Consider the following 24,380-nt stretch of genomic DNA (forward strand, 5'->3'; position numbering starts at 1 on the left):
CGTGCCGTACATCCCCTGTACGGCACGGCCGGCCGGTCAGCGGCTCAGCCGCCGGTAGGCGCGCGCCGACAGCGGCAGAAAGACCAGCGTGATCACCACGGGCCACGCCACGGCCAGCAGCAGCGCGTGCTCCGACGCCCACGACCCGCCCGCGAACCCCTGGTTGCCGAACAGTTGGCGGCAGGCGGCGACCGTGGCCGACAGCGGGTTCCACTCGGCGAGCAGGCCCATCCATCCCGGCATCTGGGCGGGGGAGACGAACGTGTTCGCGACCATCGTGAGCGGCAGCATGATCATCCATGAGGCGCCGGCGGCCTCAGGGGTGAGCTTCAGCCCGGCGAAGATCCCGACCCAGATGAGCGAGAAGCGCAGGAGCAGTAGCAGGCCCACCGCGGCCAGCGCCTTGAGCGGCCCGTTGTGCCAGCTCCAGCCGACCGCCACGCCGCACGCGATGAGGATGGTCAGCTCCATCGCCGAGCTGATCATGTCGGAGACGGCCCTGCCGAGCACCACGCCGGTCTGCGACACGGGCATCGAGCGGTACCTGTCGGTCACCCCCTTGGCCGCGTGGGTGGTGACGACGATCAACGTGGTCGTGATGCCGACGGCCATCGTCTGGCCGAACATGCCGGGCATCAGGTACTCCCGGTAGTTGTCTCCCGCGCCCGCGACGGCCATCGCGCTGCCGAAGACGTAGCCGAACAGCAGCACCATCACGATCGGGTACAGCAGGCCCGAGAGGATCGCGGCAGGGTTGCGCACCCAGTGCAGCAGGTTCGTCCTGGCGATCACCCAGCTGTCGGAGAGCACGTGGGTCATGCCGTCACCTTCAGGAACACCTCGTCGAGCGTGGGCCGGCGCAGGGACACGTCCTCGACCTCGATCCCCTTGGCCTCCAGCGCGCGCATGACCTGGCCGAGGGCGTGCATGCGGTCGGCGACGGGCGCGGACAGCCGGCGCGTGTCGGGGTCGGCCATGGGCGGGCCGAAGGCGGCCAGGATGTCGCCGGCCTCCTGCAGGTCCGCCGGGTCGCGCAGCACCAGGTCGAGCCGGTCGCCGCCGATCGACGACTTCAGCCGGTCCGGCGCGTCGTCGGCGATCACCCTGCCCTGGCGCAGCACCGCGATCTGGTCGGCGAGCTGGTCGGCCTCGTCCAGGTACTGGGTGGTGAGCAGTACCGTGCTGCCGTTCACGACCAGCGTGCGGATGGCCTGCCACACCTCGTTGCGGTTGCGGGGGTCGAGGCCCGTCGTCGGCTCGTCGAGGAAGAGCACGCGCGGCGCCTGGATGAAGGTGGCGGCCAGGTCGAGGCGGCGGCGCATCCCGCCGGAGTAGTGCTTGATCCGCTTGCCAGCCGCCTCGGTGAGTCCGAACTGCTCCAGCAGCTCGTCGGCTCTGCGCCTGGCCCGCCTGGCGTCCAGGTGGTAGAGCCTGCCCCACATCACCAGGTTCTCCCTGCCGGTGAGGATCTCGTCCACGGCCGGCTCCTGCGAGGCCAGGCCGATGACCTGGCGGACCTTCTCCGGCTGGGTGGCCACGTCGAGACCTGCGACCGTGGCCCTGCCGCCGTCGGCCCGAAGCAGCGTGGTCAGGATGCGTACGGCGGTGGTCTTGCCCGCCCCGTTGGGGCCGAGCAGCCCGCAGACCGTCCCTTCCCGTACGGCGAGATCCAAGCCGTCGAGCGCGAGGGTGCCGCCGAAGCGTTTGGACAGCCCCTCGGCGACGAGTGAATAGGAGTTCATTGCTTTAGAATGAGACACTGATGTCCCAAAGTCAAACCCTCATGTTAGAGTTTGGGAGTGAGCAGTTCCACTCCCGAGTCCGGGACCCGCAGTCGTACGCGCCGCGCGATCCTGGCGGCCGCCGCCGCCACTCTCGCCCGCGACCGCAAGGCGACGCTCGCCGACATCGCCGAGGCGGCCCAGGTCGGGCGCAGCACCCTGCACCGCTACTTCGCCGACAGGAACGAGCTGATGGCGGCCGCGATCGTCGACTCCTTCCGTGCGGTGGAGGACTCGGTCCGCGAGGCCGCGATCGACCAGGGGCCCGCGCTGGAGGCCATGCGGCGCCTGCTCGCGGCCATGGTCGACGTCGGCGACCGGCTGGCCTTCCTGTTCGGCGACCCGCGCGTGCTGGAGGACTTCACCGACTGCTTCGAACCCGACATGTCGGTGCCGACGACGATCGACCTCATCAAGCGCGGACAGGAGGAGGGCGTCTTCGACCCCGATTCCACCCCCGAGTGGATCCAGACCGTGATCTGGTCGCTGACCTACTCCGGGTGGGAGGCGGCCGAGAAGGGCGAGCTGCCTCGTCACGGCGTCACCGCCACGGTGATCCGCACCTTCGAGAACGGAGTGGTGAGGTAGGGGACGGGCGGATGGGCTGCCGGCCGGGGTACGAGCCGCCGGTCGCCGCACTCAGAGGTGGCGCAGGTTCGTGCGCGCCAGCCGCCACGCCTCGCCGATCCCGCCGTCCAGGACGATCTTGCCCATGGACAGCGCGAACCCGCGCGCCTCGGCCGCCGTGACATGCGACGGCACCTCGAGAGCGTCGGCGGTCGTGACGACGTCGAGCAGCGCGGGCCCGTCGTTCGCGAGCACCTCCTTGACCGCCTCCCGCAGCCGGCCAGGCTCGGTGACCCTCCTGGTGAAGAACCCCGCGGCCGAGGCGATGGCGCCGTAGTCGACCATGTCGTGGTCGGTCTCGAACGGCGGGTCGCCGGCCACCATCATCTCCAGCCTGACCATCGCGAGGCTGGAGTTGTTGAAGACCACGACCTTGACCGGCAGCCGGTGCGTCTTCACCGTGAGCAGCTCGCCCATGAGCATCGCCAGCCCGCCGTCGCCGGACAGCGACACCACCTGCCTGCCCGGGTACGCGAACTGCGCGCCGATCGCCATGGGCAGCGCGTTGGCCATCGACCCGTGCACGAACGAGCCGATCAGCCGTCGCCTGCCGTTGGGGGTGAGGTACCTGGCCGCCCACGTGCAGCACATGCCGGTGTCGGCGGTGAAGATCGCGTCGTCGGCGGCGAGCTCGTCGACGAGCGCCGCGAGGTATTCGGGATGGATCGGCACCAGGTGGTCGACGTCGTGGGTGTAGGCGTCGACGCTCCGCCTGACGGCGCGTTCGTGCTCGCGCAGCATGCCGTCCAGGAAGGACCGGTCGGTCTTCTCGCGCAGCAGCGGCATCAGCGCCCTGATCGTGTGGCCCACGTCGGCGGCGATGCCCTGGCTGATCGGCGCCCTGCGGCCGAGTCTGGACGGGTCGAGGTCGACCTGCACGTTGTCGCGGGCGGGCAGGAAGTCGGTGTAGGGGAAGTCGGTGCCCAGCAGCAGCACCAGATCGGCTTCGTGCAGCGCCTTGTGGCAGGCGCCGTAGCCGAGCAACCCCGTCATGCCCACGTCGTAGGGGTTGTCGTACTGCATGACGTCCTTGCCGCGCAGCGTGTGGCCGATGGGCGCCTCCAGCCATGCCGCGAGCCGCAGTACCTCCTCGCGTGCCTCCGCGCACCCGATGCCCGCGAAGATCGCGATCTTGCTCGCGCCGTTGATCCGCTCGGCCAGCTCGGCCACCGCCGCGTCGTCGGGCACCGGCTTCGGGCGGCCGGCGACCAGCGCGCTGTCCGGAGGCTCGTGGGCCGACTCGTCGGAGAGAACGTCGCCCGGGAGCACGAGGACGGCCGCGCCGCCCTTGCCGACCGCGTTCTGGATCGCGATCCTCGCCGTGCGGTCCAGCTGGGCCGGCTTGGAGACGAGCTCGCAGTAGTGGCTGGCCTGGCCGAACAGGAGCTCGGGTTTGGTCTCCTGGAAGAAGCCCATGCCGATCTGCGTGGAGGCGATGTGCGAGGCCAGGGCCAGGACGGGCGCGCCGGAGCGGTGCGCGTCCATGACGCCCTGGATCAGGTGCACGTTGCCAGGGCCGCAGCTTCCCGCGCACACCGCCAGCCGCCCGGTCAGCTGGGCCTCGGCGGAGGCCGCGAAGGCGGCGCTCTCCTCGTGGTGCACGTGCACCCACTGCAGGGTGCCGCTGCGTCTGACGGCGTCGCTGAAGGCGTTGAGGCTGTCGCCCACCAGCCCGTAGACGCGGGTGACTCCCGCCCGGACCAGCACGTCCACCAGATCGTCGGCTACGGTGCGGCTCATCGGCATCCCCCTTTTCCTGTTCCGCACCACCTCCTACCCCGGACGGCGGGTCCAGCCGTGCCGTACCGGTCTGCCGGTCAGCCCTCCCCGGCGCGGGGCCGGGGAGGGGAGCTCAGCCGACCGCGGGCAGGGTGAGAGAGGTTCTCGCCAGATCCACCGTGAGCGTGGGGCGCCGGCCGGGATCGAGGAACTCCCAGTAGTCGGTCCCGCCGATCACCAGCCCGATACGGTGGCCCGCAGGGACGACGTGGTCGAGCGGCGACAGGTCGAAGCTCATCGTGTAGAACCGGCCGGGGTCCAGCGGGAGGCCGTGCCGCAGCGTGGCGTGGTGGCCGAGGTCGGCCCAGCCGGTGGCCACGATCTCGCGGTCCACGGTCGTGGTCGCCGTCTCGGTGTCGAGGTAGCAGGCGCTGTCGGCGCCGCTGCTCTCCCCCCAGCACGAGCGGGTGGTCAGCGTGCGGATGCCGCCCTGCCCGGTGATCTCGACGTAGTCCCTGATCGTCGCCGGGCCGTAGTCGACCACGGCGACGCCCACCCTGGCGATGGGCGTGGACGACTTCATCGTCACCGTGACCCGGCCCGTGCCCGACAGGCGGGTCTCGGTCGCGAGCGGCTCGGTCTTGTACAGCAGCCTGTTGTCGGAGGGCTCGTCCTTCACCCACTCGAACCGGCCGATGTCCGGGTTGTCGTGGAAAGTGGCCTGCGCGGGAGCCTCCGGACGGCTCGTGGACAGGCCCTCCGGCCGAGGCCACCACGTCCGCGGGCGCGCGGCGGGCGCGGGCCACGCCCGCGCGTCACTCCACTGGCCGGGCGCGTGCTCGATCGTCACGGCGGGTTCGCGGTCCACACCGTTGTCGGCACCGCGCAGCCACCTGTCGAACCACCTCTCGACCGTGCTCACGTAGTCGGCCCTGCGCAGGTCGAACGGGTCCACGTGGCCGCCCTGGAACAGCCACGCCTTGCGCGGCACCCGCAACGCCCGCCACCAGAGGGAGAAGTTCGAGGCCGACACCGCGTAGTCGCCGAATCCCTGGGTCACGAAGACGCTCGCCCGTACCCTGTCGGCCTTGCCGGGGTAGTAGCGCTCCTGCCAGTACCTGTTCCAGTCGCCGTCGGTGCCCTCCTGCCTGTTCAGCTCCTCCGTGAACGGCGCGCACAGCCGCATCGCACGCTCGTTGTAGAGCTGCGGAGGGCCCGCGTCCGTCTGCTCGTAACCGCGCCAGGCGCCGTTGGCGTTGAAGGTGCGGTAGATGTCGGTGTTGCCGGCGATCGACACGACCGTCTTCAGCCCGCGCACCCCGGTCGTGGCGATGCCGTTGGCCAGCCACCCGTCGTGCGACTTGCCCCAGATGCCGACCGCGCCCGTCGACCAGCCCGCCCCGACCGGCTCGCCGCCGAATGGCCTGGTGTAGGCGCGGGCCCTGCCGTTCAGCCAGTTCACCACCTGCGCGCCGGCGGCCACGTCGTGCGGGCCGCCCCGGTCCATGCAGCCCGTCGACCTGTTGGTGCCCGACATGTCGACCAGCACCACCGCGTAGCCCTTCGGCACGAAGTAGTTGTCGTAGTAGAGCGGAAACCCGGCCGGCCTGCCGTCGGCGTCGTAGGTCTTCTTCTGGGCCTCGTTGCCCCTGCCGCAGCAGGCGTAGTAGGGGCTGATGTCCATCAGGACAGGGACCTTCTCACCGCTCGCCGCCGGCTCGGAGGGGCGGATGACGTCAGCGGCCAGGCGGTCCCTGTGGCCGTCGCGATCCAGGTCGACGTCGAGCTCCACCCACGCGGTCTCGCGGATGGCGTTCTCGTAGGAGTAGGTGGAGGCCTGCGCCTGGTGGACTGGGGTGGTCACGGCGATCGCCGTACAGACGGCGACCCATAATGATCTCATCCGCCAAGTCTCACACCGTTCTGTGGCGGCGGTAGTGGCGCGCGACCCTCGCCCGGTTGCCGCACAGCGCGGCCGTGCACCAGCGCCGCCTGGGATGCGCGGGCAGGAACAGCATCACGCAGTCGTGGGCCTCGCACTGGCGGATCCTCCCGCTCGCCTGGTCGCCCAGCAGGTCGGCCGCGGCCTCGGCGAGGGCGGCGGCCAGCCGTACACCAGGCGGGCCGGTGCGGACCTCTGTCGCGGTGAGCGCGGCACCGTCCCAGCTCAGCTCCCTGACGGCGGGTGCGGCCCGTTGCGCGTCGTTGAGGCCGCGCAGTGCGGCCTCGCCGGGCCGCTCCCCGCTCAGGAGGGCGTGGACGGCGGCGCTCGCATGATCGCGTACGGCGCGCACGGCCGTCACGTCGTCCTCCGACAGCACCCCGTCGAGGCCCGGCAGCCTGTCGGCTTCGAGGTCGAGCCATCGCCTGAGGAGGTCGGGGGTGGCGATCAGGTCGGTGTCGAGGGGGCGGGTGTTGATCAGATCCAGCGCCAGAGGCTCTCCGATGAGCATGGCTCTAATGCTACATCGTCCTCTTACGGCATTAGGTGCACGCCGGCTCGTCACTTGAGGCGGGATGCCCTCGCGTTGAGGTAGCGCTGCTCGGGCAGGCTGCCGGTACGCCGGGCCGCCGCCACGTATGACTCCCTCGCCGCCGCGCCGTCACCGGCCATCTCCAGCAGATGCGCCCGCACCGCCAGCACCCGGTGATGCCCGGTGATGCGCGGATCGGCCTCCACCTTCGACAGCAGCGACAGCCCCGCCGGGACATCCCCCGCCATCGCCACCGCCACCACGTGGTTCAGCGCCACCATCGGGTTGTCGGAGATCCGCATCAGCAGCTCGTACAGCGCCACGATCTGCGGCCAGTCCGTGTCCTCCGCCGTCGCCGCCTCGTCGTGGATCGCCGCGATCGCCGCCTGCAACTGGTACGGCCCGGCCGGCCCCCGCGGCAGCGCCTCGGAGATCAACGCCACGCCCTCCTCGACGTACTCCGCCTTCCAGAGCGCCCGATCCTGCTCGGCCAGCGGGATCAGCGCCCCGTCGCGGCCCGTCCTCGCACGGCGGCGCGCGTCGGTGAGCAACATGAGCGCGAGCAGCCCCGCCACCTCGCCGTCGCGCGGCAGCAGCCCGTGGACGATCCTGGTCAGCCTGATCGCCTCGGCCGCCAGTTCGCTCCGGTACAGGTCGCTGCCCGACGTGCTCGCGTACCCCTCGGTGAAGATCAGATAGAGGACGTGCAGCACGGCCGTGAGCCGGTCGGCGCGCTCGGACTCGGCAGGGACGCGGAACGGCACGCCGCTCGCCCTGATGCGCTGCTTGGCCCTGCTGATGCGCGCCGTCATGGTCGTCTCGGGCACGAGGAAGGCGCGGGCGATCTCCGCCGTGGTCAGCCCGCCGACGGTGCGCAGCGTGAGTGCGATCTGCAGCGCGGGCGACAGCGCGGGATGGCAGCACATGAACAGCAGGATGAGCGTGTCGTCGGAGTCGGCGGCAGGCCGGTCCGCCGGGGACGCCACCCGGTCCTCGCGCGTCGCCCACAGGGCGACGGTGTCCTCGCGACGCTGGCGCGCCTGCTCGCTGCGCAGCAGGTCCGTCAGCCTCCGGGAGGCGACCGTGATCAGCCAGGCGCGCGGGTTGACCGGCATCCCCTCGACCGGCCACTGCCGGGAGGCCGCGATCATGGCCTCCTGGACGGCGTCCTCCGCGCTGTCGAAATGCCCGTAGCGGCGCACGAGCGCCCCGAGCACCTGCGGCGCCAACCGGCGCAGCAGATCCTCGACACGTTCCTCGGCGTGCTCTCCGGTCATGGGAAGGTCATGCTTCCAGGTCGCCGCGCTCCTCGACGATCAGCCGCACGTCCGCCATCGCCCTGGCCCGCACGTGCGCGGGCGCGGGACACTCGGTCAGGCGGGCGGCGATCTCGGTGGCCCTGTCGAAGCTGTCGCACTCGACGATCGTGTAACCGGCGAGGACCTCGGCGGTCTCGGGGTAGGGCCCGTCGGTCACGACCGGGGCGCCGTCGCGCAGGCGGACCCGCCTGGTGTGCACGGGCGCCGCCAGGCCGCGGGCGTCGACGAACTCGCCGGACTCGACCAGTTCCTTGTTCCACTGCTCCATGAACGCGCCCATCGCCGCGAAGTCCTCGCCGGTCGAGGGCGACGGGTTCGCCGCGCTCTCCGCCATGGCGTCGTAGTCCTGCTGCGAGGCGTACAGCATGATCATGTACTTCATCGTGCCCTCTTCTCTCCTCGGTGCCCGTCGGCGCCTTCACCGGAGACGTCGTAGCCGCCGCACCCCACGTTGACACCTTGCCACGAACAATCACCGATTGTGACGCATGTCACAGACCGGCGCGCACCGGCATACGCGATCGCATGGCGTGAGCCCGTCGATCCCACGTGGCCGGATTCGAGGGAGGGATGTCCAGAAGTGCGGCCATCGATCGGGGTGCTCCGGGCCTTGATGACTGCTGTCGGCCGCTGACGAAAGGAGAGATCATGAAGAGGTACGCGCGTGGAGGAGTCCGGTCATGACCGCACTCTCCACTGAAAGGCAGACGAGCCTCGCCTCGCAGGCGTTGATCGCGCTCGGCCTGGCCGCGGGGCCGGTGGTGGCGCTGGGCTTCACCCGCTTCGCGTACGCGCTGCTGCTGCCGCCCATGCACCAGGAACTGCACTGGAGCTACGCCCAGGCGGGCGGCATGAACACCGCGAACGCGCTCGGGTACATCCTGGGCGCCGCCGGCGCCGCCTTCTGGGCCAGGAAGAGGGGAAGCCGCGCGGCGTTCCTGTGGAGCCTCGCCCTGAGCGGCGTCGCGCTGCTGGCGACGGCGGCGACGGCGAGCCTGCCGGTCCTGCTGGGACTGCGATTCGCCGGTGGGTTCACCACCGCGGTCGCCTTCGTGGTGGGATCGGCGCTGGCCTCCCGCATCGCCGTGGGCGCCGTGCAACGCCGTTCCGCGCTGCTCGTCGCCGTCTACATGACAGGCGTGGGCATCGGGGTCGTCATCTCCGGCCTCGTCGTTCCCGCCGCGCTCTCGTCGGGCGACGCGGGATGGCGGACGGGCTGGCTGCTCATGGGCGTGCTGGCCATGATCGCGCTGGTCCCGGCCTGGCTAGGCGCCAGGGCGGTGGCCGAGGCGACGGGCACGCACGCGGCCACGCTGTCCGGCGAGCAGATCCGCCGCCTCGGGCCGACGTTCGCCTGGTACATCCTGTTCGGCGCGGGCTACGTCAGCTACATGACGTTCGTCATCGCGCTGCTGAAGTCGCAGGGGCTCGGCGCGTCGATGACCGCGCTGTTCTTCGTCGTCCTCGGCGTCGCGTCGGTCGTCGCCACGCTCAGCGTCTGGGGGCACCTGGTCGGACGCCTTCGCGCGGGACGCGCGCCCGCCCTCGTGGCCGCCCTGGTGTTCCTCGGCGTCCTGCCCGTGCTGCTCATGCCCGCGGGCCTCGTGGCCGCCCTGCTGTCGGCCGTCGTCTTCGGCGGCGGCTTCATGGCGGGACCCACGGCCGCGACCGTGATCGCGCGCCGCATGCTGCCCGCGTCGGGCTGGACGGCGGGCATCGCCCTGCTGACCGTCGCCTTCTCCGTCGGGCAGGCCGTGGGCCCGCTCCTGTCAGGGCTGATGTCGGACGGCGAAGGCGGCATCGCCCGCGGCCTGTGGCTGTCGGCGGGGCTGCTCGTCCTGGCCGCTCTGACCGCGCTCGTCCAGCGCGAACACACCGCTTCCTGATCGGAGAACCCCGTGTACCAGCACATCCTCACCGCCATCGACGGTTCCACCAGGGCCGCCAGGGTCATGGACGCCGTCGAGTATCTCGCGAAGGCGACCGGCGCCGCCGTCCATGTCCTGCACGCGGACGAGGCGGAGGCCGTCTACGACAGGGTCGTCGACCTGGAGGACGACGACGTGGCCCAGGCCGTGATCGATCGCGAGGTCGTCAGGCTGCGCGCGGCGGGCGTCAACGCCGAGGGGGAGGTCGCCGACGTCCTGCACGAGAACGTCGCCGACCTCATCGTGACCAGGGCACGCGAGCTCGGCAGCGACCTGATCGTGCTCGGCCCCGGCCACCACGGCAGGATCGGCGCGCTGCTCGGGTCAAGCGTGAGTCATGAGGTCAGCCTCCGCGCTCCCGCATCGTTGCTGCTCGTGGTATGAATCGCAGCATGGGGCGGGCTGGTCGAGCCGTGGTCGTCGTCGTGTACGACGGCGTCCGCCTGCTCGATGTGACCGGCCCGCTCGAGGTGTTCACCGTGGCGAACGAGCACGGCGCCGACTACCGGCCGGTGCTCGCCTCGCCCGGTGGCCGCGACATCGTGACGAGCGGCGGCTTCAGGATGGGCGCCGACGTCGCGATGGAGGATCTCGACGAGAGCGTGCACGTCCTGCTCGTGCCCGGCAGTCCCGACGTGGCGGCGACCGCCGCCGACCAGCCGCTGCTCGAGCAGGTCAGGCGGCTGTCGCACAAGGCCGAGCAGGTGGCGTCCGTGTGCGCAGGAGCCTTCGTGCTCGCCGCCGCGGGACTGCTCGACGGTCACCGGGCCGCCACGCACTGGGACCTGGCCGAACGGCTCGCCCACGACTACCCGAAGATCAACGTGGACGGCGACGCCATCTTCGTCAGGGACGGCAAGGTGGTCACCTCGGCGGGGATCAGCTCGGGCATCGACCTGACGCTCGGCCTCGTCGAGGCCGACCACGGAGCCGACCTGGCCAGGACCGTCGCCAAGCACCTGGTCGTCTTCATGCAGAGGCCGGGCGGCCAGTCACAGTTCAGCGTCCGCCTCAACCCGCCGGCCCAGCGGTGCGAGCCGCTCAGGACGGCGCTCGACGCCGTCATCCTCGACCCGGCAGGTGACCACAGCCTGGAGGCGATGGCCGAACGGGCGGGCGTCAGCGTACGCCAGCTGACCAGGCTCTTCCGCCAGGAGCTCGACACGACGCCCGCCCGGTACGTCGAGCAGGCCCGCATGGAGCGGGCCAAGAACCTGCTGGAGACGGGAGACCAGCCACTCGACGTGGTCGCCCGCCGATCGGGGTTCGGCTCGCCCGAGACGATGCGCCGAGCCTTCGTCCGCGAACTCGGAGTGCCCCCTGTGGCCTACCGGGCCCGGTTCAGGACCACCGGCGACGGCTGCCCGACGTCCTGAGCGCCTCGTCGTCGCAGGGCGGGGCCGGGGCGGACGAACGCGCTTCAGCCCTCGCCTCATCGTGGGCGGAACACGGCCAGGTCACCGCCGCCTTGGAGGATTTGTTTGGCCCAATCACTTCGTTCGGAATTGGTACTTACAACCAGCCAAATCGGCTTGTAGCTTGGCCGTCGACGAGTGAACGAACGATGCTGAGCGCGCTGGTGGGCACGGCCCGTAGAGACAGCGCGTCTTCACATGATGACGGCGCACGGCCGGTCCTCGTCCGATGAGTCGGGCCCCAGGGGTGGGTTTTCCGGCAGGACAACGCCGCTCTGATCGGCAAGAACCATGTGCGAGAGGAACACGATGAAGGCGATCAGGACACGCGACCGGGATGCCGGACTGGACGGGCTGGTGTGGGAGGACGCGCCCTATCCGCACGCGTCCGAGAACGACGTCATCGTCAAGGTGCACGCGGCCGGATTCACGCCCGGAGAGCTCGACTGGCCGGGCACCTGGATCGATCGCGCCGGCCGTGACCGCACGCCCACGATCCCCGGGCACGAGGTGTCCGGTGTGGTGGCCGAGCTGGGACTGGGCACCTCCGGCCTGACCGTGGGGCAGCGCGTGTTCGGGCTGACGGACTGGACGCGCGACGGCACGCTCGCCCAGTACGTGGCGGTGGAGGCCCGCAACCTGGCGCCGCTGCCGGCGACGATCGAGCACGTGCACGGCGCCGCGCTGCCCGTCTCCGGGCTCACCGCATGGCAGGGCCTCTTCGACCACGGACGACTGGAGGCAGGGCAGAGCGTGCTGATCCACGGCGCGGCGGGCGGGGTCGGATCGCTCGCTGTCCAGCTCGCCCACGACGCCGGGGCCCGCGTGATCGCCACAGGCCGCGCCGCCGCCCGGGACACGGCTCTGGAGCTGGGCGCTGACGCGTTCGTCGACCTTCAGAGCGACCGGCTGGAGGATGCAGGACCGGTGGACGTGGTGCTGGACGTGATCGGGGGCGAGGTGCTCGACCGCTCAGCCGCCCTGGTACGGCCCGGCGGAACTCTCGTCACCATCGCCGCACCTCCCAAGGTCCGGCCCGAGGACGGCCGCGCGATCTTCTTCATCGTCGAACCCGACCGGTATCGGCTCGCCGACCTGGCCCGGCGGGTCCAGGAGGGACGGCTGCGCCCGCTCGTGGGCGCCGTTCACTCGCTGGCCGAGGCTCGAACCGCGCTCACGGCGAAGCGGCGCGCCCCCGGCAGGACGATCATCCAGGTAGCCGACGAGCCGCCCGGCATCTGATGCCCCTGCTCCCGGCCAACCCGGACCGGCGTTGCTCGGCGCCCTTGGGATCAACTGCCCGGTCCGGCACCGGCGGGCGAGCGGACCGGCGGCCCCGCTCCGGGACGGCGAATCGGCGGCCCTGCTCCTGGGCGCCAGGATCGGCGGCCCTGCCGGTTGACCGCGCGGGGTTAGCGGACCCAGCCCGTGTAGCGGCGGCCCGATGCGGTGGCGGTGCGGCGACCGGGGCGGCGGTTCTCGTCGGGATCGAGGGTGGCCGCGACGGCCCGGACGAGCCAGGCGTTGACCGACAGGCTCTCCTTGCCCGCCGCGTCCTCGACCCTGGCCTTGAGATGCTCAGGCAGCCGGAAGTTGATGCGCGAGGTACCGCCCTCGTCGCCCTCCGGCGGCAGCGGCGGAGCGGGCGGCCTCAACGGGGAGGCGGCTGCGGGTGTGGAGTCGAGGCCCTCGTCCGCCGACTCCTCGAGCGGCATCCTGACGACGAAGTCGGGGTCGCGACCGCGCAGGCGGACGTCGACCGACCCGGGCGCCAGGTCGCGGGTGATCTCGTCGGCCGCCTTCGACAGCGCTTCCAGCAGGGCTAGCCTGGTGGCGGACTCCAGCGGCCCGGTGAGCCGCTCGGCGAGCGCGCGGGCTTCCTCACCCCCGACTTCGGCAGCGGCCGCCAGCTCCTGGCGCAGATAGTCGACGTAAGGCGCGAGATCCATGACGCCACTATGGCGTCAACCTGGCGTCATGGCAAGCCGGTGGTAGGCCCGCACGGCTCCGCCATCAGCGCTCTCACCTGCGGCGGCACACCTCGTCGCGGCCGCTCTCAGTGATCGTGAGGGCCCGGAGGCCGTCGAGGAGCACGCCGCTGCCGCAGGTGAGCGGGGCGGCGTTCCCCAGGGCCGGATGATCGTCGGCGGCCGCCGACGACATTCCGGTGAACGCGAGTCCTCCGGCCGCCGTGACCGCAGCCGCGAGCTTCGACAGTTTCCGCCGGGTGCGCATGTTGGTTCCTCTCTGTCTGGAGTCGGGGTCGACTGCCAACCGTCGCGCAGTCCGCAATGCCGTTCGAGGACAGCCAGAGGACTTTGACCGGCCAGAGCACCGGTCAGCTCCAGCAGGCAGTGGGCGGCCTGGGTGATGCGGGCGGAAGTCTGTTCGCCGAGCCGGACGGAGCGGCCGAGGGTGGCCGGATGCAGCTCGGCGAGTGCTGCGGCGACCGGGCTGGCGTCGGGCAGCGCCTGCGGGGCGGCCCGGAAACGTGCGTGAGCGCCCGGAAACGTGCGTGAGCGCCCGGAACGTGCGTGAGCGCCTGGAAACAGCTGCCGGGCCCTCCGGACGCACCCGCTCGGCGCCCCTCCATGAGCCGCTCATGCCGGGCGAGGTCGTCGGGGCGGTCGGGGTGCGAATCACAGTGATCAGAATGGGACGTGCGTCATCGTGTACCACGTCGGAGCGAATACCAGCAGGACCAGTGCGCCGAGGACCACGAACGACTTGAGCACGCGTGAGGTGGTGGTGATCACGGGCGCGACGGGCCTCAGCTTCCATCGTCCGATCGCGATGAACGCCGCGGCGCCTCCCAGCAGGAGATTCGCAGGCACCAATGCGTATTCGCCGCGCGTGACGTGAAAGCCGGCCGCGAGGATCATCGTCAGCGTCAGGCCGACGGCGGCGAGCGGCGTCAGCTTCGGCTTGACGCCCGTCATCGCCGGCAGGATCAGGCCGATGCCGCCTAGGACCTCACAGACCCCGATGAAGACGATCAGGGGTTGCGGCACCGCGGCGTACCAAGCCACGGCCCGGGGCGCCGCCGCGTACAGAGCTTCGTCATACAGCAGCACCTTGCCGAAGCCGCTGCCGGCGAAGAAGAAGCCGAACAGCACTTGAAGTGGCCAGAGTGCGCCGTTGAGCGTGAACCTCGTTCCGCGCCGCTTGGGCTGCTGCTCGATGTCCTTGGCGTCGAGAAGGTTCTCGCTGACGTGCCGGTTCATGTCCTGTCACGACCTTTCTTGTCGGGTTGATTGTTCCTTCGTCAGCACGTGGTGGTCGGTACGTGGTGACAGGACTGATTCGACCACCGCGGCGAGGTCGCGCGCGCTGTCCGTGGGACACGGTGGGACACGCGGGATGCCGTCCACCTGCGGAAACACGAATGTGTACCGTGACTGCGGGTTGGGACGGTTCCCGTGGTACGGGTATCGAGCAGAGATCTTCCGGTGCAGGAACTTGATCGCGACCGCCTGATCCCGCGGCAGATCAGCGGCCCGCCACACCTCTCCGAAGCAGCCGTCACCCAACGGACGCTCCAGCCGATCCCTGGACGATCGCCTCGGCACGGTCGACGTTCAAGGCGTCTGCATCACCTGTGGACACCGTGGTCTCGCAGCCGCCCACCGATGCGATCAGGGTGTCGTCAGGCGGGCCAGAGCGTATTGATCGGGCCGAGGACGACGTGGATGATCGATCAGTACTTGTGTGATCAGACGTGACGGCCGCCCTGCATGGCCGTGCACGACTGGAGCGTGGCGAGCGGGCGGAGTACTCCGGTCGCTCCCGCGCCGGGCACGGCGGCGTGACCGGTGATGACGTAGGGGGACAGAGCGATGCTTTCGAAGCCGTGGCAGGGACGTCTGCTCGCACTCGTGGCATGCCTCATATGCGATCTGGTGGCGCCGTCGATCCTCGGCAGGAACGACGGCGGGATCCTCTCCTTCGTGATGCTCATGGCCAACATGGGCGGCCTGCTGGCCGCGCCGCTTCTGCTGCTGCTCTTCCTGGGCGGCCGACTGCGGTGGGTCGCCGCCGCGGCACTGACGCAACTGATCCTCGGCCTGGTCACTTTTCTCGGTGGAGCGCAACCCCTGCACGCTTTGTACTTGACCGTCCTGGGCCGACCGGTCGAGGCCACAGTCGCGGACACGATTCGCGAGTGTGGCGAGCAGGCCCACGGCCAGGATGCCGCCACCTCATATGTCTGCACGAACTTTCTGAAGCTTGAAGGGCCGAGCGGCGACGAGGTGGGCGGTGGCGCGATGATGGGGAGTGAGTTCGTGGGGGCACGGCTGGAGGCGGTCCGCACGGACGGTGATCCGGCGGAGTCGATCGTCGTCCTTGAGGATCCGCTCGGACTGCTACGTCCGCTCCCGGCCGATCCCCGAACCGGATGGCCCATGGTGAGCACCGCCAAGCACGTCCACGCCGTGGTCTTGGTGATCTGCTGGATCATGTTCCTCGGCACGCTCGCCGTGGCCGTCGTGACCAGCCGGGGGCAACGGCCCCGGGTCGAATCCACCAGCGAAGACGGCGCCGCCTTGGACCCGTGAGCACGGCCCATGCCCCAAGCGAGCCTGCGCCGCCTCCCGCCACGTGGCCCGGGGCCGGGTCACTGACGCAGCCCTTCCTCCAGCGTCTTCCGTTGGGCCCTCACCCACTGTTCTGCGGCGTGGATCTCATCCACCACTCTGCGCCCTTGCAGCCGCAGCATGGCCGGGTCCCCGGCGCGGGCGGCCCGCTCGATGCCGGTGCGGCAGCGCTCCTGCCACCCCAGCACGGCTGCGACCAGCTCGGATCGGTCGGTCAGGTCGTACCCCTCGCAGATGGCTCGCATCCCCGCCAGGGTCGGCTCGACCTCACGCAGGCGGGTGAATTGCCAGCACAGGTGCGCCACGTCGTGGATGCGCCGGCCGGGTGCGGCCAGGTCCCAATCGACGAACGCGATCGCTCTGCCGCCTGAGTAGATGGTGTTGCCGGGGGACAGGTCGTTGTGGCAGCGCGGCCTCGACCAGCCGCGCGCGGCCGCAAGGGCACGCCGCCGCCCGCCCGGAAGGACGGGCGGGACCTGCAGCCACCGCTGGCCAGCCCTCGCGCGCGGGAATCGTGGACCTAGCCTGAAAGCGGGTCCGCCGAATTGCGGTACGAACCGCAGTCTGGCCGTGTGACCTGGGGAAGGAGAGGGGAGCGGGTGCGGCTATTTGAGCAAGCCTTGGGAGACCGGCGTTCGGTGTCCGACCTAATCTGGGAAGGTTCCGGCAGGTCAGCCGGTTGAGGAGGAAGCCATGGCGAAGTTCATGGACGTCCATCACGGCATGGTGGGCATCACCGACCAGCAGCTTCAGGAAGCACACGCCGCCGACCTCGCGATACAGGCCGAGGAGGGGGTGACTTTCGAGCATGCGTGGGCCGACCCGACCGAGGGCCTGATCTACTGCCTGTCGGAAGCCCCGGACGCGGAAGCCGTCCAGCGCATACACCAGCGGGCCGGTCACCCCGCCGATGAGATCCACGCGGTGCCGTTGATGGCCTGACCGCTCAGAGCAGGGCGCTGACCAGGTCGGCGAACTCGTCAGGGGTGGCGATCCTGACGCCCAGGCTCTCCGCCTTGGCGCGTTTGGAGCCCGCCTTCTCGCCCGCGACCAGCAACGACGTCTTCGCCGACACGCTGGAGGACGCCTTCCCTCCCGCGCGCTCGATGAGCTCGTTCATCTCGTTGCGCGACAGCGCCTCCAGCGGTCCGCTCATCGCGCCCGTCACCACGACCGACATCCCCGCCAGCGGAAGCGCGGCCACCGCCGCGTCGCCTTCGGCACCGCCGGAGGCGTCGCCGGACGAACCGGAAGCGGAGTCGGAGGCGGGGGACACGCCGGGTTCGGTCATGTTCACGCCCGCCTTGACCAGCTTGTCGATGATCGGGCCCACCTCGACCAGTTCGGCCACCACGACGGCGGCCTTCGCCGAGCCGATGCCCTCCACCTCTTGGATCGCCGCCGCGTCGGCCACGCGGACGGCCTCCATCGTGCCGAAGTGGCGGGCGATGCGGCGGCTCATCGCACGGCCCGTGCCGCGCACGCCGAGCGCGGCGAACACCCTGCTCAACGGCTGGCCCTTGGCCCGTTCGAGCGCGGCCAGCAGGTTGTCGGTGCTGACCTCGCCCATCCGCTCCAGGCCGAGCACCTGCTCGCGGGTCAGGAAGAACAGGTCGGCGAAGTCGGCGATGAGCCCGGCGTCGAGCAGCTGCTGGATCCGGTTGTCGGCGAGCCCTTCGATGTCGAGCTGGTCGCGGCCCGCGGCGTATCCGATCGAGGCGATCGCCCTGCAGTCGCGGCCGCGCACGCACCGCCAGCGCTCCTGGCTGGTGTCGATCGCGTCGCCGCAGTTTGGGCAGACCTGCGGGATCTCGATCGGCCGCTCGTCACCGGTGCGCAGGTGCACCACGGGGGACTCCACGCGCGGGATCACGTCACCCGCCTTGTAGACGACCACGCTGTCGCCGAGCATGAGCCCGCGGCGGGTGATGTCGGCGACATTGTGCAGGGTGGCGTACTCGACGACGCTCCCGTCGAGGAGGACGGGCTCCAGAACGGCACGCGGAGCGATGACGCCCGTGCGCCCCGTGTTCCACTCCACGGCGAGCAGCTTGGTGATCTTCTCGGTGGCGGGCAGCTTGTAGGCGATCGCCCAACGCGGCGCGCGCGTGCCGAACCCGGCCTGCGCCTGGTCGGCGGCCAGGTCGCACTTGATGACGATGCCGTCGATGCCGAAGGGCAGCTCGGCGCGCGCGGCGGCGATCTGCTCGACGCGCTCCAGCACCTGCTCGATCGTGGTCGCGACGATCCCGGCCACGGGCGTGGCCGCGGTCGTCTGCACACCATGCGCGGCCACCCACCGCATGATCTCGCCGTGCGGCAGCTCACGCAGCCGCGTCGCGAGCGCGGAGTCGTCGTCGGGCGGCAGGGGCAGCGCGCCGTACCCGAAGAACGTCAGCTCGCAGGTGTACGGCCGGTCCTGCGCGCGAAGCGTGCCGGCGGCCGCGCTGCGCGCGTTGGCGAACGTGGTGCCGTCGTGGGCCTGGCGCTTGGCGCAGGCGGCGTCGAACTGCTCGGCCGTCATCATCACCTCGCCGCGCAGCTCCACCGTGATCTCCTCGGCCAGCCGGTCGGGCAGCCCGACGACGGTGCCGATGGCGTGGGACACGTCCTCGCCGGCGGTGCCGTCACCGCGGGTGACCAGCTGGACCAGGCGGCCACGCCGATAGCGCGCGGAGATCGCGAGGCCGTCGAGCTTGGGCTCGACGCTCCACGCGGTGACGGGACGGCCGAGCCTGCGCTCCACCGATGCGGCCCAGTCGGCCAGCTGCTCGGCTCGGAAGACGTTGTCGAGGGAGAGCATCGGCACCGTGTGAGGGACGTCGCCCACCACCGCGCCGCCTGCCACCTTGCCTGTCGGCGAGTCGGGCAGCACCTCGCCGGGGTGGGCCTCCTCGTAGGCGGCGATCCCGCGCACCAGCCGGTCGTAGGCGTCGTCGTCGAGCGTGGAGGTGCCGTCGGCGTAGTAGGCGGCGGAGGCGTCGACCGCCAGCCGGACTGCCTCGGCGTAGGCGGACTGGTCGGCCAGGGCGGTGATCGGGGGCGCGTCGCTCATGAACTCATCATGCCTGTCGGCACCGACAATTCCGGCCGCTGGAAGAGGCATCGGAAGAGGTCGAGGCCGGCCCCGCCGCCGTGTCAGAGCACGGCGTCGAGGAGGAGCGCGCCCGCGCCCAGCAGCGCCACGTCCTTGCCCGCCCGTGCCGGAGCGATCTCCAGGTCGCGGGTGGCCAGCGGCAGGCAGCGCTCGTACACCGCCGCCCTGATCGCCGCGATCAGCGGCTCGGCCGCCGACAGGCTGCCCCCGACGGCGATCACATCGGGGTTGAAGAAGTTGACGAGCACCGTGAGGACCTCGCCGATCAGCCGTCCCGCGCCGCGCACCAGGCTGGTCGCCTCCGGCACGGCGTCGCTGACCAGCCCGATGATGTCGGCCGGCCGGTCCACCACGATCCCCGCCTCGGCCAGCGCCGACATGAGCGCGGCTCCGCTGGCGTACGCCTCCAGGCAGTCGGGGTGGCCGCACGAGCACATGACCGACGAGTCGGTGCGCACCCTGACGTGGCTGATGTCGCCCGCCGCGCCCCTACCCCTGTGCAGCCGGCCGTTGACGATCACGCCGCACCCTATGCCGGTGCCGGTCTTGAGCACCATGAGGTTGTCCGAACCAGGCCACGAGCGGGCCTCGCCGACGGCCATGAGGTTGGCGTCGTTCTCCACCAGCACGGGCAGGTCGTAGCGGGCGCCCAGATGGTCGGCGACCGGGTAGTTGTTCCATCCGGGCATGCGCGAGGGGCCGACCACGCGCCCGGAGGCGGGGTCCACGGGCCCGGGGATGCCGGTGCCGACGCCGCGGAGCGGCATCCCGGGGGGCGCGTGCGTGCGCAGCAGGTCGTCGAAGGCGTCGGCCATCCAGTCGAGCACCGCCTCGGGGCCCGCCGAGATGTCACACGTTCTCTCCTGTACGGCGAGCGGCGCCCCGCTCAGGTCGAGCAGGCCGAGCCGCACGTGATGGGAGCCGAGGTCGGCGACCGCCAGCAGTCCCGCGCTCGGCGCCAGCCGCAGCCTGCGCGGTCTGCGCCCGCCGCGGGAGGTGCCCGAGCCCTCCTCGACCAGCAGCCTGGCCTCGAGGAGCTCCTCCACCCGCAGCGAAACGCTGGAGGCGGCCAGGCCGGACAGCCGCGCCAGATCGGCTCGTGACTCGGCCTGGCCGGTGGCGACGAGCCGCAGCAGACCCCCCTGCGCCCCCGTCACGGGTAGCCGCTCTTTGCCAGACATGAGCAGATGAATACCATGCTTTACCTTCGTACGACAATGTGTTGACTTATCGCGAAATCATCCATTACGGTCCGCTTTATCTTCGATATCGAAGGAAGTGTCACGGGATCTCCACCAGGCTGCCGTGGCGGTGGGAGGGTTGGATGATTCGGGTTCGAGGGCTGAACAAATGGTTCGGCCGGCATCACGTGCTGCGCGACATCGATCTCGACGTCGCTCGTGGCGAGGTCGTCGTGGTGATCGGCCCGTCGGGGTCGGGCAAGTCCACGTTGTGCCGCTGCCTCAACAGGCTGGAGACGGCGCAGCAGGGCGAGATCCTCATCGACGGCGCGCCCGCCCCGCTGGAGGGCCGCGAGCTGGCGAGGCTGCGCGCCGACGTCGGCATGGTCTTCCAGTCCTTCAACCTCTTCCAGCACAAGACCGTGCTGGAGAACGTCACGCTCGCCCCGATGAAGGTGCGCGGCACCGGCCGTGCCGACGCCGAGAAGACCGCCCGCGAGCTGCTCGACTGCGTCGGCATCGGCGAGCAGGCGGGCAAGCTGCCGGGACGGCTGTCCGGCGGCCAGCAGCAGCGCGCGGCGATCGCCCGCGCGCTGGCCATGCGGCCCAAGGTGATGCTGTTCGACGAGCCGACCTCCGCCCTCGATCCCGAGATGGTGGGCGAGGTGCTGGACGTCATGACCGGCCTCGCCGCCGACGGGATGACCATGGTCGTCGTCACCCACGAGATGGGCTTCGCCCGCAGGGCGGCCGACCGCGTGGTGTTCATGGCCGACGGCCAGATCGTCGAGCAGGGCGCTCCCGCGGCCTTCTTCGACGACCCCCAGACGGACCGGGCCAGGGACTTCCTGGCCAAGGTACTCACTCACTGAAACGCAAGGGATGGTGCCCATGAAGAAGATGGTCGCTGTCGTCGCCGTGTCGCTGCTCGGCCTCGCCGCCTGTTCCAGCACGGAGTCCACAGGAAGCCCCGCCGTACCAGGGGAGGCGAAGCCCGCCGCCGCCGGCGAGCTGCTCGCCAAGGCCCCCGTCGCCGACGCGGCCGCGATCCTGCCCGGCTCGACGATGGAGAAGATCAAGAAGCGCGGCGAGCTCATCGTCGGCGGCTCGCTCGACGCCCCGCTGCTGTCCCAGCAGAACCCGGTCAGCGGCGAGGTCGAGGGCTTCGACGCCGACATGGGCAAGGCCCTGGCGAAGTACATCATCGGCGAGCCGAAGGTGAAGATCGTCAACTCGGCGTCGGAGACGCGTGAGGCGCTGCTCAGCAACGGGACCGTGGACGTCGTCTTCCAGACGTACACGATCACGCCGGAGCGGGCGAAGCAGGTGGCGTTCGCGGGGCCGTACTACACCTCAGGCCTCACGATCGCCGTCAAGAAGGGGACCACGGGCATCGCCAAGCCCGAGGACCTCAACGGCAAGAAGGTCATCGCGGGCGCCAACACCCCGGCCATCCCCGCGATCAAGAAGCTGGCCCCGCAGGCAGAGATCGTCACGTTCGGCAGCGACCCCGAGTGCATGCAGGCGCTCAAGCAGGACCGCGGCGTCGCCTACGTGCAGGACGAGACGCTGCTGGTCGCCAACGCGCAGAAGGACCCGTCCATCCAGGTGATCGGCAACCCCTTCACCCAGGACCCGTACGGCATCGGCCTCAAGCACGGTGACGACCAGTTCAAGACGTTCGTCAACGACTGGCTGAAGAAGACGCAGAGCGCCGGCGTCTGGCAGCAGGCGTGGAAGAACTCCATCGGCACGGTCGTCCAGGGCGAGGCCCCCGCCCCGCCGCAGATCGGCTCGGTGCCGGGTTCCTGATGTCCGTCCTGCTGGACCACCTGCCCGAGCTGTGGCAGGGCCTGGTCGTGACGCTCCAGCTCACCGTCGCGTCGTTCATCGGCGCGGCGGTGCTCGGGGTGCTGATCACCGCGATGCGGGTGAGCCCGGTCGGCGTGCTGCGCGCCATGGGCACCGCCTACGTGGAGACGTTCCAGAACCTTCCCCTGCTGGTCCTGCTCGTGCTGGCCTTCTTCGGCCTGCCCGAGATCGGGATCAAGGCGGAGCCGCTGGTGACCGCGATCGTGGTGATCTCGGTCTACGAGGCGGCCTACATCGCCGAGGCGCTGCGCTCGGGCGTCAACGCGGTCGGCAAGGGCCAGGGTGAGGCGGCCAGGGCGCTCGGGCTGACGTTCAGGCAGTCGCTGTGGCACGTCATCCTGCCGCAGGCGCTGCGCACGGTCGTCCAGCCGCTCGGCAACATCCTCATCGCGCTCACCATGAACACGGCGCTGGCAGGCGCGATCAGCGTGGTCGACCTGACGGCCGAGGCCAACAGGGTGAACCTGCTGGAGGCCCAGCCCATCCCCATCTTCGTCGGCGCCGGCCTGATGTACGCGCTCATCGCCTCCTGCGTCGGCTTCGTGACAGGACGTCTTGAGCGGAGGCTGGTGATGGTCCGATGAGCGTCCTGTTCGACGAGCCTGGACCGCGCGCCAGGCGCAGGATCCGCGTCGCCACCGTCCTGGGCGTCCTGGCCGCCGTCGCGCTCGCCGCGCTGGCGATCCGCCAGTTCGCCGCCAACGGCCAGCTCGCCTACGAGCGCTGGCAGCCGTACGCCACCTGGCCCATGTGGCGCTACCTGCTGGACGGGCTGGGGTCGACCGCGCTGGCCGCCGTCGTCGCCGCGGCGCTGTCCATGGCGCTCGGCCTGCTGCTCGCCCTCGGCCGGCTGTCCGAGCGGCGCTGGGTGCGGCTGCCCTCCGCCGCCTACATCGAGGTGGTGCGGGTCATCCCCGCGCTGCTGCTGGTGTACGTCGTGCTGTTCGCGCTGCCCAAATACGGCCTCGACCTGCCGCTGTTCTGGAAGCTCGTGGTGCCGCTGACCGTCTCGAACGCGGCCGCCTTCGCCGAGATCTTCCGCGCGGGCATCCTGTCCGTCGAGCGCGGGCAGACCGAGGCGGGCCTGGCCGTCGGGCTCACCCGCCTCCAGACCATGCGGATGGTCGTGCTGCCGCAGGCGGCCCGCAGGGTGCTGCCCTCGATCGTCAGCCAGTCCGTCGGCCTGCTCAAGGACACCTCGCTCGGCTTCGTGGTCAGCTACGGCGAGCTGCTCTACTCGGGCAAGGTCCTGGCCGCCTACAACGGCCTGCTCATCCAGACCTACGTGGTGGTAGCGCTGATCTACCTCGTGGTCAACGCCTCGCTGTCCAAGCTCGCCAGGGTGCTGGAGCAAAGGAGCAAAGCCCGTGCCTGACTTCGCCCCCCTCGCCGAGGTCGTCCGCTCCGGCTTCGTCGAGAGCGTCCACTACGGCAGCGCCGTCGGCCTGGGCCCCGGCGGGGCCGCCGAGGTCGCGCTCGGCCCCGTGGACGCACCCGTCCTGCCCCGCTCGTCGGCCAAGCCGTTCCAGGCGCTGGCCTGCCTGGTGGCGGGCGCGGCCCTGCCGGGCCCCCGCCTGGCCATCGCCGCGGGCAGCCACACGGGCGAGGACTTCCACGTCCGCCTGGTCGCCGAGCTGCTCGAGGACTACGGGCTCGGTCCCGCCGACCTGCGCTGCCCCGAGGACTGGCCGGAGGACGAGGCCACCCGCCACCGGCTGATCCGCGAAGGGCTCGCCAGGACGCCGGAGCGGATGAACTGCTCGGGCAAGCACGCCGCGATGCTCGCCGCCGCCGTCGCCAACGGCTGGGACGTCGCCTCCTACCTCGCCCACGACCATCCGCTGCAGCTGCGGGTGAGGGCCGTGGTGGAGGAGCTGTCGGGGGAGAAGGCCGCCGCCGTGGCCGTCGACGGGTGTGGCGCGCCTCTGTTCGGGCTGTCGCTGACGGGGCTGGCCAGGGCGGTGCGGGCGCTCGTGCTCGCCGAGCCCGGCAGCGCCCCCCGGCAGGTGGCCGACGCGATGCGCGAGCACCCCGAGTACGTCGGTGGCACCGGGCACCAGAACACCGAGCTCATGCGGGCGATCCCCGGAGCGGTCGTGAAGGGTGGCGCCGAGGGCGTGCTGGTCGCGGCCCTCGGCTCGGGGCACACGGCGGCCGTCAAGGTCATCGACGGCAACCCCAGGGCGACGTCGGCGATCGCGCTGTCGGTGCTGCGCCGCATGGGATGCGACGTGTCCGGTGCCGAAGACTTCTTGACGATCCCGGTGCTGGGCGGCGGAGTGTCCGTGGGGGAGATCCACGCGGTGTAGATTGGCGACGTCATAGTTCCCAGCGCCGGTCGGTCGGTGGAGTGCGCTGGTCTGTTCGGCATG

At 70.8% G+C, this 24,380-nt stretch carries 25 protein-coding genes; 12 read left to right on the forward strand and 13 right to left on the reverse strand.

All coding sequences use genetic code 11. The annotated features are described in order from the left end of the window. Window positions 1-36: 36 nt before the first annotated feature. Both AC3EO4_RS12120 and AC3EO4_RS12125 read right to left on the reverse strand, forming a co-directional pair. The gene (locus AC3EO4_RS12120; RefSeq protein WP_431895401.1) at window positions 37-819 is read right to left on the reverse strand and encodes an ABC transporter permease; all 783 of its coding nucleotides are present in this window, start codon (window positions 817-819) and stop codon (window positions 37-39) included. Next, entirely contained in the window at window positions 816-1,742 is a 927-nt protein-coding gene (locus tag AC3EO4_RS12125; protein WP_431895403.1) for an ATP-binding cassette domain-containing protein, read from the reverse strand. Before AC3EO4_RS12125 ends, AC3EO4_RS12120 begins: the two co-directional genes overlap by 4 nt. A gap of 57 nt (window positions 1,743-1,799) precedes the next feature. Between AC3EO4_RS12125 and AC3EO4_RS12130 the strand changes: the two genes are divergently transcribed. Then, window positions 1,800-2,369, forward strand: a complete 570-nt coding sequence (locus AC3EO4_RS12130; RefSeq protein ID WP_431895404.1) for a TetR/AcrR family transcriptional regulator — start codon at window positions 1,800-1,802, stop codon at window positions 2,367-2,369. A gap of 51 nt (window positions 2,370-2,420) precedes the next feature. Here AC3EO4_RS12130 and AC3EO4_RS12135 read toward each other — a convergent pair whose 3' ends face one another. From AC3EO4_RS12135 to AC3EO4_RS12155, 5 genes are all read right to left on the reverse strand, one after another. Beyond that, the gene (locus AC3EO4_RS12135; RefSeq protein ID WP_431895406.1) at window positions 2,421-4,148 is read right to left on the reverse strand and encodes a thiamine pyrophosphate-dependent enzyme; all 1,728 of its coding nucleotides are present in this window, start codon (window positions 4,146-4,148) and stop codon (window positions 2,421-2,423) included. Between the two features lie 112 nt (window positions 4,149-4,260). Continuing rightward, the gene (locus AC3EO4_RS12140; RefSeq protein ID WP_431895408.1) at window positions 4,261-6,030 is read right to left on the reverse strand and encodes a CocE/NonD family hydrolase; all 1,770 of its coding nucleotides are present in this window, start codon (window positions 6,028-6,030) and stop codon (window positions 4,261-4,263) included. A 10-nt stretch (window positions 6,031-6,040) separates the two neighbouring features. Continuing rightward, the gene (locus tag AC3EO4_RS12145) at window positions 6,041-6,580 is read right to left on the reverse strand and encodes a CGNR zinc finger domain-containing protein (protein ID WP_431895409.1); all 540 of its coding nucleotides are present in this window, start codon (window positions 6,578-6,580) and stop codon (window positions 6,041-6,043) included. Between the two features lie 50 nt (window positions 6,581-6,630). Beyond that, window positions 6,631-7,878, reverse strand: a complete 1,248-nt coding sequence (locus AC3EO4_RS12150; protein ID WP_431895410.1) for an RNA polymerase sigma factor — start codon at window positions 7,876-7,878, stop codon at window positions 6,631-6,633. A 7-nt stretch (window positions 7,879-7,885) separates the two neighbouring features. Next, window positions 7,886-8,302, reverse strand: a complete 417-nt coding sequence (locus AC3EO4_RS12155) for a YciI family protein (RefSeq protein ID WP_379568198.1) — start codon at window positions 8,300-8,302, stop codon at window positions 7,886-7,888. Between the two features lie 298 nt (window positions 8,303-8,600). Between AC3EO4_RS12155 and AC3EO4_RS12160 the strand changes: the two genes are divergently transcribed. The 4 genes from AC3EO4_RS12160 (at window position 8,601) to AC3EO4_RS12175 (ending at window position 12,505) form a co-directional block, all read left to right on the forward strand. Then, window positions 8,601-9,806, forward strand: a complete 1,206-nt coding sequence (locus tag AC3EO4_RS12160) for a YbfB/YjiJ family MFS transporter (protein WP_431895412.1) — start codon at window positions 8,601-8,603, stop codon at window positions 9,804-9,806. A gap of 12 nt (window positions 9,807-9,818) precedes the next feature. Then, a complete protein-coding gene (locus AC3EO4_RS12165; protein WP_379568194.1) occupies window positions 9,819-10,232 on the forward strand; it encodes a universal stress protein in 414 nt (137 codons plus the stop codon). Window positions 10,233-10,240: 8 nt separating this feature from the next. Beyond that, window positions 10,241-11,224, forward strand: coding sequence for a GlxA family transcriptional regulator (locus AC3EO4_RS12170; protein ID WP_379568192.1), 984 nt, complete (start codon window positions 10,241-10,243; stop codon window positions 11,222-11,224). Window positions 11,225-11,572: 348 nt separating this feature from the next. Continuing rightward, a complete protein-coding gene (locus tag AC3EO4_RS12175; RefSeq protein WP_431895414.1) occupies window positions 11,573-12,505 on the forward strand; it encodes an NADP-dependent oxidoreductase in 933 nt (310 codons plus the stop codon). A 170-nt stretch (window positions 12,506-12,675) separates the two neighbouring features. Here the strand turns inward: AC3EO4_RS12175 and AC3EO4_RS12180 are convergent, their stop codons facing one another. The 3 genes from AC3EO4_RS12180 to AC3EO4_RS12190 form a co-directional block, all read right to left on the reverse strand. Beyond that, window positions 12,676-13,212, reverse strand: coding sequence for a hypothetical protein (locus tag AC3EO4_RS12180; protein ID WP_379568188.1), 537 nt, complete (start codon window positions 13,210-13,212; stop codon window positions 12,676-12,678). Window positions 13,213-13,285: 73 nt separating this feature from the next. Continuing rightward, window positions 13,286-13,498, reverse strand: coding sequence for a hypothetical protein (locus AC3EO4_RS12185; RefSeq protein WP_379568186.1), 213 nt, complete (start codon window positions 13,496-13,498; stop codon window positions 13,286-13,288). 413 nt (window positions 13,499-13,911) lie between these two features. After that, window positions 13,912-14,487 (reverse strand): DoxX family protein, encoded by a 576-nt coding sequence (locus tag AC3EO4_RS12190; protein ID WP_379568184.1) that lies wholly within the window; start codon window positions 14,485-14,487, stop codon window positions 13,912-13,914. A gap of 612 nt (window positions 14,488-15,099) precedes the next feature. On the opposite strand from AC3EO4_RS12190, the gene AC3EO4_RS12195 reads away from it, so the two are divergent. Beyond that, the gene (locus AC3EO4_RS12195; RefSeq protein ID WP_431895418.1) at window positions 15,100-15,819 is read left to right on the forward strand and encodes a hypothetical protein; all 720 of its coding nucleotides are present in this window, start codon (window positions 15,100-15,102) and stop codon (window positions 15,817-15,819) included. Window positions 15,820-15,878: 59 nt separating this feature from the next. On the opposite strand, the gene AC3EO4_RS12200 is transcribed toward AC3EO4_RS12195, so the two are convergent. Continuing rightward, window positions 15,879-16,421 carry a phosphotransferase family protein gene (locus AC3EO4_RS12200; RefSeq protein WP_431895565.1) on the reverse strand — a complete coding sequence of 181 codons (543 nt, stop codon included), beginning with the start codon at window positions 16,419-16,421 and terminating at the stop codon, window positions 15,879-15,881. Between the two features lie 130 nt (window positions 16,422-16,551). On the opposite strand from AC3EO4_RS12200, the gene AC3EO4_RS12205 reads away from it, so the two are divergent. Beyond that, window positions 16,552-16,800 carry an SCO4226 family nickel-binding protein gene (locus tag AC3EO4_RS12205; RefSeq protein WP_379568180.1) on the forward strand — a complete coding sequence of 83 codons (249 nt, stop codon included), beginning with the start codon at window positions 16,552-16,554 and terminating at the stop codon, window positions 16,798-16,800. 4 nt (window positions 16,801-16,804) lie between these two features. Here AC3EO4_RS12205 and ligA read toward each other — a convergent pair whose 3' ends face one another. Beyond that, on the reverse strand, window positions 16,805-18,913 hold the full coding sequence (ligA, locus tag AC3EO4_RS12210) for an NAD-dependent DNA ligase LigA (RefSeq protein ID WP_431895420.1): 2,109 nt from the start codon (window positions 18,911-18,913) through the stop codon (window positions 16,805-16,807). A gap of 83 nt (window positions 18,914-18,996) precedes the next feature. After that, window positions 18,997-20,136: an ROK family transcriptional regulator gene (locus tag AC3EO4_RS12215; protein ID WP_379568176.1), complete on the reverse strand. Its 1,140-nt coding sequence runs from the start codon at window positions 20,134-20,136 to the stop codon at window positions 18,997-18,999. A gap of 143 nt (window positions 20,137-20,279) precedes the next feature. Between AC3EO4_RS12215 and AC3EO4_RS12220 the strand changes: the two genes are divergently transcribed. Genes AC3EO4_RS12220 through AC3EO4_RS12240 form a run of 5 tightly spaced genes read left to right on the forward strand, consistent with a single transcriptional unit; the run spans window position 20,280 to window position 24,317 of the window. Then, a complete protein-coding gene (locus AC3EO4_RS12220; RefSeq protein WP_431895422.1) occupies window positions 20,280-21,008 on the forward strand; it encodes an amino acid ABC transporter ATP-binding protein in 729 nt (242 codons plus the stop codon). A gap of 19 nt (window positions 21,009-21,027) precedes the next feature. Next, the gene (locus AC3EO4_RS12225; RefSeq protein WP_379568172.1) at window positions 21,028-21,948 is read left to right on the forward strand and encodes a glutamate ABC transporter substrate-binding protein; all 921 of its coding nucleotides are present in this window, start codon (window positions 21,028-21,030) and stop codon (window positions 21,946-21,948) included. Further along, on the forward strand, window positions 21,948-22,592 hold the full coding sequence (locus AC3EO4_RS12230) for an amino acid ABC transporter permease (protein ID WP_431895425.1): 645 nt from the start codon (window positions 21,948-21,950) through the stop codon (window positions 22,590-22,592). Before AC3EO4_RS12225 ends, AC3EO4_RS12230 begins: the two co-directional genes overlap by 1 nt. Further along, on the forward strand, window positions 22,589-23,383 hold the full coding sequence (locus tag AC3EO4_RS12235) for an amino acid ABC transporter permease (RefSeq protein WP_431895427.1): 795 nt from the start codon (window positions 22,589-22,591) through the stop codon (window positions 23,381-23,383). The genes AC3EO4_RS12230 and AC3EO4_RS12235 overlap by 4 nt, the downstream gene beginning before the upstream one ends. Continuing rightward, the gene (locus tag AC3EO4_RS12240; RefSeq protein ID WP_431895429.1) at window positions 23,376-24,317 is read left to right on the forward strand and encodes an asparaginase; all 942 of its coding nucleotides are present in this window, start codon (window positions 23,376-23,378) and stop codon (window positions 24,315-24,317) included. Before AC3EO4_RS12235 ends, AC3EO4_RS12240 begins: the two co-directional genes overlap by 8 nt. The last annotated feature ends 63 nt before the right edge of the window (window positions 24,318-24,380 follow it).

Source organism: Nonomuraea sp. bgisy101, from assembly GCF_057708945.1.

What these genes read in the sequence shown, in the direction of transcription:
- AC3EO4_RS12120 (WP_431895401.1), bottom strand. Translation starts at nt 819, where the DNA reads ATGACCCACGTGCTCTCCGACAGCTGGGTGATCGCCAGGACGAACCTG.
- AC3EO4_RS12125 (WP_431895403.1), bottom strand. Translation starts at nt 1,742, where the DNA reads ATGAACTCCTATTCACTCGTCGCCGAGGGGCTGTCCAAACGCTTCGGC.
- AC3EO4_RS12135 (WP_431895406.1), bottom strand. Translation starts at nt 4,148, where the DNA reads ATGAGCCGCACCGTAGCCGACGATCTGGTGGACGTGCTGGTCCGGGCG.
- AC3EO4_RS12140 (WP_431895408.1), bottom strand. Translation starts at nt 6,030, where the DNA reads ATGAGATCATTATGGGTCGCCGTCTGTACGGCGATCGCCGTGACCACC.
- AC3EO4_RS12145 (WP_431895409.1), bottom strand. Translation starts at nt 6,580, where the DNA reads ATGCTCATCGGAGAGCCTCTGGCGCTGGATCTGATCAACACCCGCCCC.
- AC3EO4_RS12150 (WP_431895410.1), bottom strand. Translation starts at nt 7,878, where the DNA reads ATGACCGGAGAGCACGCCGAGGAACGTGTCGAGGATCTGCTGCGCCGG.
- AC3EO4_RS12155 (WP_379568198.1), bottom strand. Translation starts at nt 8,302, where the DNA reads ATGAAGTACATGATCATGCTGTACGCCTCGCAGCAGGACTACGACGCC.
- AC3EO4_RS12160 (WP_431895412.1), top strand. Translation starts at nt 8,601, where the DNA reads ATGACCGCACTCTCCACTGAAAGGCAGACGAGCCTCGCCTCGCAGGCG.
- AC3EO4_RS12170 (WP_379568192.1), top strand. Translation starts at nt 10,241, where the DNA reads ATGGGGCGGGCTGGTCGAGCCGTGGTCGTCGTCGTGTACGACGGCGTC.
- AC3EO4_RS12175 (WP_431895414.1), top strand. Translation starts at nt 11,573, where the DNA reads ATGAAGGCGATCAGGACACGCGACCGGGATGCCGGACTGGACGGGCTG.
- AC3EO4_RS12180 (WP_379568188.1), bottom strand. Translation starts at nt 13,212, where the DNA reads ATGGATCTCGCGCCTTACGTCGACTATCTGCGCCAGGAGCTGGCGGCC.
- AC3EO4_RS12185 (WP_379568186.1), bottom strand. Translation starts at nt 13,498, where the DNA reads ATGCGCACCCGGCGGAAACTGTCGAAGCTCGCGGCTGCGGTCACGGCG.
- AC3EO4_RS12190 (WP_379568184.1), bottom strand. Translation starts at nt 14,487, where the DNA reads ATGAACCGGCACGTCAGCGAGAACCTTCTCGACGCCAAGGACATCGAG.
- AC3EO4_RS12195 (WP_431895418.1), top strand. Translation starts at nt 15,100, where the DNA reads ATGCTTTCGAAGCCGTGGCAGGGACGTCTGCTCGCACTCGTGGCATGC.
- AC3EO4_RS12205 (WP_379568180.1), top strand. Translation starts at nt 16,552, where the DNA reads ATGGCGAAGTTCATGGACGTCCATCACGGCATGGTGGGCATCACCGAC.
- ligA (WP_431895420.1), bottom strand. Translation starts at nt 18,913, where the DNA reads ATGAGCGACGCGCCCCCGATCACCGCCCTGGCCGACCAGTCCGCCTAC.
- AC3EO4_RS12215 (WP_379568176.1), bottom strand. Translation starts at nt 20,136, where the DNA reads ATGTCTGGCAAAGAGCGGCTACCCGTGACGGGGGCGCAGGGGGGTCTG.
- AC3EO4_RS12220 (WP_431895422.1), top strand. Translation starts at nt 20,280, where the DNA reads ATGATTCGGGTTCGAGGGCTGAACAAATGGTTCGGCCGGCATCACGTG.
- AC3EO4_RS12225 (WP_379568172.1), top strand. Translation starts at nt 21,028, where the DNA reads ATGAAGAAGATGGTCGCTGTCGTCGCCGTGTCGCTGCTCGGCCTCGCC.
- AC3EO4_RS12230 (WP_431895425.1), top strand. Translation starts at nt 21,948, where the DNA reads ATGTCCGTCCTGCTGGACCACCTGCCCGAGCTGTGGCAGGGCCTGGTC.
- AC3EO4_RS12235 (WP_431895427.1), top strand. Translation starts at nt 22,589, where the DNA reads ATGAGCGTCCTGTTCGACGAGCCTGGACCGCGCGCCAGGCGCAGGATC.